8 protein-coding genes are annotated in these 8625 nt (G+C 70.3%); 2 read left to right on the forward strand and 6 right to left on the reverse strand.

Going from position 1 to position 8625, the window contains the following annotated elements; translation table 11 throughout:
- Positions 1-64 precede the first annotated feature (64 nt).
- From NS283_RS17630 to NS283_RS17640, 3 genes are all read right to left on the reverse strand, one after another.
- A complete protein-coding gene (locus NS283_RS17630; protein WP_058598153.1) occupies positions 65-541 on the reverse strand; it encodes an NUDIX domain-containing protein in 477 nt (158 codons plus the stop codon).
- The gene (locus NS283_RS17635; RefSeq protein ID WP_058598154.1) at positions 541-2211 is read right to left on the reverse strand and encodes a DUF4407 domain-containing protein; all 1671 of its coding nucleotides are present in this window, start codon (positions 2209-2211) and stop codon (positions 541-543) included. The genes NS283_RS17630 and NS283_RS17635 overlap by 1 nt, the downstream gene beginning before the upstream one ends.
- Before the next feature lie 266 nt (positions 2212-2477).
- A complete protein-coding gene (locus NS283_RS17640) occupies positions 2478-3491 on the reverse strand; it encodes an aldo/keto reductase family protein (protein WP_058598155.1) in 1014 nt (337 codons plus the stop codon).
- Between the two features lie 112 nt (positions 3492-3603).
- On the opposite strand from NS283_RS17640, the gene NS283_RS17645 reads away from it, so the two are divergent.
- On the forward strand, positions 3604-4977 hold the full coding sequence (locus NS283_RS17645; protein ID WP_058598156.1) for a glutamate decarboxylase: 1374 nt from the start codon (positions 3604-3606) through the stop codon (positions 4975-4977).
- A gap of 16 nt (positions 4978-4993) precedes the next feature.
- Here NS283_RS17645 and NS283_RS17650 read toward each other — a convergent pair whose 3' ends face one another.
- From NS283_RS17650 to NS283_RS17660, 3 genes are read right to left on the reverse strand one after another with little or no spacing between them, the layout of a single operon-like run.
- The gene (locus tag NS283_RS17650; RefSeq protein ID WP_206542571.1) at positions 4994-6616 is read right to left on the reverse strand and encodes an ABC transporter ATP-binding protein; all 1623 of its coding nucleotides are present in this window, start codon (positions 6614-6616) and stop codon (positions 4994-4996) included.
- Complete coding sequence (locus NS283_RS17655) at positions 6613-7236, reverse strand: GbsR/MarR family transcriptional regulator (protein WP_193751275.1); 624 nt, start codon at positions 7234-7236, stop codon at positions 6613-6615. Before NS283_RS17655 ends, NS283_RS17650 begins: the two co-directional genes overlap by 4 nt.
- Positions 7233-8357: a serine hydrolase domain-containing protein gene (locus NS283_RS17660; RefSeq protein WP_241492280.1), complete on the reverse strand. Its 1125-nt coding sequence runs from the start codon at positions 8355-8357 to the stop codon at positions 7233-7235. The genes NS283_RS17655 and NS283_RS17660 overlap by 4 nt, the downstream gene beginning before the upstream one ends.
- Between NS283_RS17660 and NS283_RS19300 the strand changes: the two genes are divergently transcribed.
- A partial coding sequence (locus tag NS283_RS19300) for a beta-lactamase family protein (protein WP_241492281.1) occupies positions 8286-8625 on the forward strand: 340 nt, incomplete at its 3' end. The genes NS283_RS17660 and NS283_RS19300 overlap by 72 nt on opposite strands.

The raw sequence follows: 8625 nt of genomic DNA on the forward strand, positions 1-8625 counted from the left end.
TTTCTCAGGAGTTTCGCTCGCGACGCGGCCGTGGGCCGTGACCAGGACGGGCGCCGCGGCCGCGTCAGCCGCGCAGAGCCTCGAGCGCGGACGCGAGAGCGTCGAGCGCGGGGCGCTGGCCCTTCACGAGGGCCTCGCGGGCGGCATCCAGACCCGCCCACTCAGCACGATCGACCTCGGGGAACGACGCCCGCTTGCCGGAGCGGGGCGGCCACTCCATCTCGAACTCCCCGAACGTGAATCCGGATGCCGAGAACCCGGCGCCGTCGCCGGCGAACACGACCACTTTCTTCCCGCTGGAGTACGCGAACGTTCCGAGCTCGGCCCAGTCGACCTCGGGCGGCTCGACGCCGAGCTCTTCGCGGAACTCGCGGCGGGCGGCATCCAGAGCTCCCTCCGTCTCGGGCTCGTACTCGCCCTTGGGGATCGACCAGGCCCCGGCGTCCTTCTTGGCCCAGAACGGTCCGCCCATGTGCGCGATGAGCACTTCGGGCTCGGGGGTGAGGCGGTAGAGCAGAAGCCCCGCGCTCCAGGCGACCATCAGGCGGTCGCCGCGGGAACGCGCGCGGCTTCATCGACGATCACGTCGGCGCGCTTGCGGTAGGTGCGGGCCGTGACGCGGTCGAGGGCGATCTGGCCGCGCATCCTCTCGGCTTTCTCGTAGAGCGAGGGTCCACCGAAGCCGGTGAGCACCTTCACCAGCACCGGCAGCAGCTCGATCATGAAGAACAGCGCCGCGATGAGGTAGTGCGCCCACCGCAGGGCGGGCTCTCGATCCGAGAGGCGTTCGAGGGCCGTGATCTGACTAAGCAGGCCGACCGCGCCGGCGTTGCCGTCGGCGACGGACGCCGCGCGCTGGTTGTACGCGGCCAGCGCCGTCTCGTACTGCGTGCGGGCGGCGGGGAGCTGATCCTCCGCCTGCTGCTTGTTCTGCTCGGCCGAGGATGCCGCGGCCTCGGTGCCCGCGGCGTTGGCGGCAGCCAGTGCGGTCTGAGCCTGCTGCAGCTGGGTCGAGAGCGCGTCGTACGCCGACTGCGCCTGGGCCAGCTGGGCCTGGGCGGCGTCGGAGCTCGCGCCGTTGCCCGCGACTCCCGTACAGCCCGGCACGGTGCCCGCACCCTGACCGGTCAGCTCGCACTGGTAGACCGCGCGCGCCTGATCGATCACGGTCTGCTGCGCGGCGAGCTGCTGCGTGAGCTGGTCCACCGTCTGTTGGGCGGCAGCCGATTCGGCCGACGTCGAGGAGGTCCCCGTGACGATGCCCGTCGCCGCCTGGTTCTCGAGAGCGGCGACCTGCGCGGACGCGGCGTCGAGCGCCTGCTTCTCGGGACCGTTGGTGACGGCATCCTGATCGCTCAGCGCCTGCGTGACGTTCGTGGAGTTCACCTCGCGGGCGATGTCGTTCTGGAACACCTGCAGGACGAGCGGCTCCGCGACGACGATGCCGATGAGCGCGGCCATGATCACGCGCGGGAAGGCGAGGCCGAGCAGGCGGAAGACGTTCTTCGTCGAGCGCATCGTCGAGGTGAGGAAGCGGTCGAGGTTGAAGATGATGAGGCCCCAGACCAGGGCCAGCGGAATCGCCAGGAAGAGGCTGACGCGCACGCCCGTGAGCAGCGCGAACATCATCGACAGCGACGAGACCAGAGCGGTCCCCGCGAGGACGAAGAACATCTGAACGAAACGCGGAACCTCTTCGGGAACCTCGTTGAGCACGTCGTTGTCGGCGCCGCCGAGAACGGCCATGCGCCGGATGAGCGAGAGTCGCGGGCGGCGCGGATCGTCGCGACGGAGGCGGGGAGCCCGGGGACCGGATGCCGCGGGCTCGGTGGTGCCGCCAGCAGCCGCGGCATCGGACCGGCCGGGCTCCGTCTCGACGAGCGACACCCGACGATCGCCGTCGAGCACGTCCGTCCGGTTCGCGGAGTCGTCGCCGGAGGAGGGGTGCTCGGCGGGGTCGGTGGCGGGGTCGTCGAAGTGGGCGAGAAGAGCGGTGGCGCCCGTCGGAGTTTGCGCGCCGTCGGGATGGCCGGATGGGGCGTCCCACTCCGCGAGGTCGGCGGTGACGTTGTCATGAGAGGCGCTGTCACGGGGCGCCGGGTTCTGCGCGGCGAGGATGTCGTCGACGTACTGCGCGCGCTCCTCGTCCGTCATGCGGTCGAGGCGGCCGGGTGCTTCGGGACGACCGGGCCGTTCAGCGGAAAAAGGCATTCGCACAGGGTACGACGCGATTCCTGCGCTCTCCTGAGCGGCGCCTGAGGCACAGCCCAGCGCGCCTCCCGCGTCTGAGTGTCCACAACACCCGGACGGATTTTCGAGATGTCCGGGTGTTTTGGACACTCAAGGGCACGATCTCGGGCCCCGACGCCCCGCGCGCCGGGTACCGGGGCTTCGACAGGCTCAGCCACCTACGCCCTGCGGAGACGGGGACGCAAAAGCGGGCCGGGCGCAGAACGCCCGACCCGCCCGTGCGGACCTCAGACCAGGCGCTTCTTCGGCGACACGTCGTAGGTGTTCTCGGGGTCGGAGAACACCGCGTCGCCCAGGGCCTCGTCGATCGCGGCGAGGGTGTCGGCATCCAGCGTCACGCCCGACGCCTTCACGGTGTCGGCGAGCTGCTCGGGACGCGAGGCGCCCACGAGGGCGGCGGCGATGTTGGGGTTCTGCAGCACCCACGCGATCGCGAGCTGCGGCATGGTGAGACCCGCACCGTCGGCGATGGGCTTGAGGCGCTGGACGGCCTCGAGCGTGTCGTCGTTCAGGAACCGCTTGATGAAGTTCGCGCCGCTCTTCTCGTCGGTCGCGCGCGAGCCCTCGGGAACCGGCTGGCCCGGCAGGTACTTGCCGCTCAACACGCCCTGCGCCATCGGAGACCAGACGATCTGCGAGATCCCGAGCTCCTCGCTCGTGGGAACGACCTTGCCCTCGATCACGCGCCACAGCATCGAGTACTGCGGCTGGTTCGAGATGAGCTGGATGCCGAGCTGCTTCGCGAGCGCGTGACCTTCGCGCAGCTGCTCGGCGGTCCACTCGGACACACCGATGTAGAGCGCCTTGCCCTGGCGGACGACGTCGGCGAAGGCCTGGAAGGTCTCTTCGAGCGGGGTCTCGTAGTCGAAACGGTGAGCCTGGTAGAGGTCGACGTAGTCGGTGCCCAAGCGCTTCAGCGAGCCGTTGATCGAGTCCATGATGTGCTTGCGGCTCAGCCCGGTGTCGTTCGCGCCCCCGGGACCGGTGGGGAAGTACACCTTCGTGAAGATCTCGAGCGACTCGCGACGCTGCCCCTCGAGGGCCTTGCCGAGCACGGTCTCGGCCGCGCCGTTGGCGTAAGCGTCGGCGGTGTCGAACGTCGTGATCCCGGCGTCGAGCGCGGCGTGTACCGTCGCGATCGCGGCGTCGTCACCGACCTGCGAACCGTGGGTCACCCAGTTGCCGAGGGTGATCTCCGAGATCTTGAATCCACTGTTTCCGAGGTAGCGATAACCGACCATTCTTCAACGCTAGCCCTCCCCCCGGACATCGGGGCCATGGCATCCGGAAGCGGGTTCTGCCAGGCTCGGGGCGAGCGCGCCGGTCGGCGTCGCCACGAGGGAGGACACCCCCATGACCCACCGACCCGACGATGCGTTGACGCCCGTCTTCGACCGCGCCGGCGAAGCCACCCGCCGTCCCCGCGATCGCTTCCCTCGCACCCCGGAGCTGCCCGAGACGGCGTACCAGATCGTGCACGACGAGATGATGCTCGACGGCAACGCGCGCATGAATCTCGCGACGTTCGTCGGCACGTGGATGGACGAGCACGCCGACCGGCTCTACGCCGACGCGTACGACAAGAACATGATCGACAAGGACGAGTACCCCCGCACCGCCGAGATCGAGCGCACGTGCTGGCGCATGCTTGCAGACCTCTGGCACGCCCCCTCGGTCGAGGGTGCGGCGGGGACCTCGACGATCGGCTCGTCCGAGGCGTGCATGCTGGGCGGGCTCGCTCTCAAGCGCCGTTGGCAGCACGCCCGTCGCGCCGCCGGAAAGTCGACCGAGAAGCCCAACCTCGTCATGAGCAGCGCGGTGCAGGTGTGCTGGGAGAAGTTCTGCAACTACTGGGACGTCGAGGCCCGCTACGTCCCCGTCACCGACGAACACCCGGTGTTCGACGGCCACGATCTCGCGGACTACGTCGACGAGAACACGATCGGCGTCGTGGCCATCCTGGGTGTGACCTATACCGGGGCGTACGAGCCCGTGGCATCGATCTCCCAGGCTCTGGATGCCATCGAGCAGACGACCGGCCTCGACATCGCGATCCACGTCGACGGCGCCTCGGGCGCGATGGTCGCGCCGTTCCTCCGGCCCGAGCTCGTGTGGGACTTCCGACTCGAGCGCGTGCACTCGATCTCGACGTCGGGGCACAAGTACGGCGGCGTGTACCCCGGCGTGGGCTGGGTCGTGTGGCGCGAGGAGAAGTGGCTGCCCGAAGACCTGGTCTTCCGCGTGAGCTACCTCGGCGGCGACATGCCCACGTTCGCGCTGAACTTCTCGCGGCCCGGGGCCCAGGTGCTGCTGCAGTTCTACCTGTTCCTCCGCCTCGGCTTCGAGGGATACGCGACCGTGCAGCGCGGTCTGCAGAAGGTCGCCCGGCACCTGTCGCACGGGATCGGCGCGATGAAACCGTTCGAGTTGGTGAGCGACGGCAGCGACCTGCCGGTGTTCGCGTGGCGCATGCGCCCGGGCTACACCGAGAACTGGAACCTCTACCACCTCTCGGATCGCCTGCGCATGCACGGCTGGCTCGTGCCGGCCTACCCGCTGCCCGACGATATGTCGGACCGCACCGTGCAGCGCATCGTCGTGCGCGCGGGACTTAGTCTCGACCTCGCCGACGACCTACTGGACGACATCCGCACCGAGGTCTCGTACCTCGACAAGCTGCAGTCGCCGATGCCGGTCGAAGGCACGGGGCCGGGGTTCCACCACTGAGCGGGTGCCGCGGCCCTCAGGCGGCGGCGGAGCGACGCCTCGCCTGCTCCCGCGGATCGGGAACGGGGACGGCGGCGATGAGAGCCCGCGTGTACTCCTCGCGCGGCGAGGTGAGCACCTCGCGGCGAGTACCCTCCTCGACGATGCACCCGCGCTGCAGGACGACCACCCGGTCGCTCAGCTGGTCGACGACCGCGAGGTCGTGGCTGATGAAGAGGCACGCGAACCGTAACTCCTGTTGGAGCCGTCGCACCAGGTCGAGCACGGTCGCCTGCACCGACACGTCCAGCGCCGAGGTGGGCTCGTCCGCCACGAGCAGTCGGGGCTCGAGCGCGATGGCGCGGGCGATCGCGACGCGCTGACGCTGACCACCCGACAGCTCGTGAGGGAAACGGCCCGCCCAGGATGCCGGGAGCTCGACGTCCGAGAGCAGGGCCGCGACCCGTGCCTCGCGCTCGCGCGGCGAGAGGGCGGTGTGCGCCCGCAGGGGCTCGGCGATCGAGGCCCCGATGCTCATGCGGGGGTCGAGGGCCGCGGTGGAGTTCTGGAACACGACCCCGACGGACCGCTTGACCGCGAGCGACGCGGTCCGGCGGGCGGTGCGGAGGTCCACGCCGTCGATGAGCACCCTCCCCGAGGTGATCGGGGCGAGGCCCAGGGCGCACATGCCGATGGTGCTCTTGCCCGACCCCGACTCCCCCACGAGTGCCGTGGTCTGCCCGCGGGGGATGCGAAGACTCACGTCGTCGACCGCGGTGAGGGCGCGCGCCCCGCGGCCGTAGACGACCGTGAGACCCTCGACCTCGAGCACGGGCTCTCCCTCCGCGTCGACCGCGACCCGTTCCGACGCACCCAAGCGCGGAACGGCCGACAGCAGCTCGCGAGTGTAGGGCGCCGACGGCGCATCGAAGATGCGCTGCACGTCGGCCCGCTCCTGTACCTCGCCGCGTCGCAGCACCACGACGCTGTCGGCCATGTCGGCGACCACGCCCATGTCGTGCGTGATGAGAAGCATCGCCGTGCCGGTGCGCTCGCGCAGTCGGCGCATCACGTCGAGCACCTCGCGCTGCACCGTCACGTCCAGGGCGGTCGTCGGCTCGTCGGCGATGATCAGCTCCGGATCGCATGCCAGGGCCATCGCGATCATGACGCGCTGGGCCTGGCCACCCGACATCTGGTGCGGATACGAGCGCACGCGCGCGGCGGCATCCGGGATCTCCACCATCGTCAGCAGCTCCACGACACGGGCGCGGCGGGCGGCGCGGTCCATGTCGGGACGGTGCACCCGCAGCACCTCGTCGATCTGATGACCGATGGGGAAGACGGGGTCGAGGGCGTTCATCGGGTCCTGGAAGACGACGGCGATGCGGGAACCGCGGATCGCGTTCAAGCGGTTCTCGTCGAGCGCGAGCAGGTCGATGCCGTCGAACACCGCGGTGCCGCGCACGCGCGCCCGCTCGGGGAGTAGACCGACGAGGGCGAGGGCGCTCACGCTCTTGCCCGAGCCCGACTCCCCCACGAGGGCCACGATCTCGCCGCGTCCCACGGTCAGGTCGAGGCCCGCGACGGCGACGACCTCTTCTTCGCCGAGGTCGAAGACGACCTCGAGACCGGTGACCTCGAGCACGGGCGCGGTCACGAGCCCGGCTCCCGTTCAGGCGTGTCGAGGGAAGGCGCGACGACGGCGGGAGCGTCGACGGCGGGTGTGTCGAGGGCGGGTGCGCCGGCGGCGGCCTGCGCGTCGGCGGCGAGGGTGCTGTCGCGGTACTCCTGCCACTCGGCCAGCATCTTGCGGTGATGCCCGACGAGCCACGTCATGTAGCGCAGGGCGTTGGTCAGGCGCGTCCGCGGTCGTGATGCGTCCTCGGGGAGCACATCGAGGCCGAACTCGAGGGTCGAGTTGATGCGGCGGACGTAGTCGCGCTCACCGGCGAGGAAGCCTCCCCACACGTCGTCCTCGGTGCGGAAGTAGTGGCTGCGGTCACCGGGGATCGCGTGTCGCTTCAGGAAACCGAGGTTGACAAGCGCCCGGGTCGACATCGACACGGCGCCCGCGCTCGCCTGCAGCAGATCGGCGATGCGGGCCGACGAGAGGTAGGGCTCGTCGACGATCAGGAGCAACGCGAGAACGCGCCCCTCCATCCGCGGGTTGCCCGCCGCGCCCCACGCGTACGCGAAGTCCTCGACGAAGGCGCTCACGGCCTCGTCGAGCACGTCGGCGGGCGCATCGGCGGGCGTGCTGCGTTCTTCGTCCGTCACAGGGCCATCCCCTTCAGCAGCTCCGACGGCTGCTCCGTCGACAGAGCGTAGCGATAACGCTCGAACGGCCACATGGACATGCCGCTCAAGCGGATCGACACGACCTCGCCCGCGGCATCCCTCTCCACGCTCACCGGCTCGCCACTCGCGCCGAAGCTCGCGCGCGACGGGAGGCGCAGCGTCCCGTCGTCGACGTCGAGCACCTCGGCGGAACGGGCGGGGTCGGGATCGGCGGGGTGCAGCACCGCCACGGCACCGCCGAGATCCACGAGGTCGGCCACGCTCCACATGCTCGCGAACCGTCCCGTGACCGCGGCCTCGGCCGGCTCGCGGTCGGCCTGGGCGAGGGCCAGACGCAGGATGCCGATGGCCCCCGTCGCGAGCACGTCGGCCGGGCCGTCGATGGCGTTGGTCAGCACGCTCACCACGAGGTCATCGTCGAGGTCGAGCCACGTACGCGTGATGTGGCCGGGGTATCCGCCACTGTGTCCGACCAGATGCACCCCGTCGAGGTCGCGGACGTCGAAGCCGAGCCCGTAATGGCGAAGGACCCCGGCGTACTCGATGTCGGACTCCCGCCGCTGCAGCAGCCTCTTCGCCGCGTCCGACACGAGTGTGTCGTCACCGGGAGTGTGAGCCGCGAAATACGCCGACAGATCGCGCGCGGTGCCGAACCACCCCGTCGCCGCGGCCATGGCGCGGGTGTCGACGTGCGGGATCACGCGCCGCGAAGCCCCGGCTCGCAGGGCCGCGTTGTGCCCGGCGGCGAAGTCATCGGCCCGATCGGCGTCCCATTCCGGGCCGAGGTCGTCGAGACCGAGCGGGCGCACGATGTGGTCGACGACGTACTGCGCGTACGAGACGCCCGCCGCGGCCTCGATCACGAGGCCCAGCAGCGAGTAGCCGACGTTGGAGTACTTGAAGTGCTCGTTCGGGGCGAACACACGTCCCTCCTCCGCCGCCATGCGAAGGATCTCGGCGCGGTCGGGGAAGGGCAGCCCGCGCTGCCAGAAGTCGGCGACGACGCCGTCGCGGATGACGCCGCCCTGGTGGCCGAGGAGCTCGCGCACGCTGACGTCGCCCACCTCGGCATCCGCGAGTTCGGGGAGCCACCGCGACAACGGGTCGTCGAGGCGGAGCGCACCGCTCTCGACGACCCGTTGTCGCGGTGGCTCCCCGAACTCGCGGATGCCGAGGGGGGTGACGTCAGCGTGCGCGAGCCCCTCGGCCACCAGGGCGGCGTCATCCGCGACCGCGCCGTCGCCGACTTCTGGCAGCGCGGGCTGCCCTTCCCCGCCCGCGCCGATCTCCTTCCCAGTGCGGCGACGGAGGGACCAGTGTTAGCCCAGAACGAGCACTTCAACTACTCCACCCTCGGCCACACGATAC

The sequence above is a fragment of the Microbacterium testaceum genome (assembly GCF_001476285.1).
Taxonomy (GTDB): Bacteria; Actinomycetota; Actinomycetes; order Actinomycetales; family Microbacteriaceae; genus Microbacterium; species Microbacterium testaceum_B.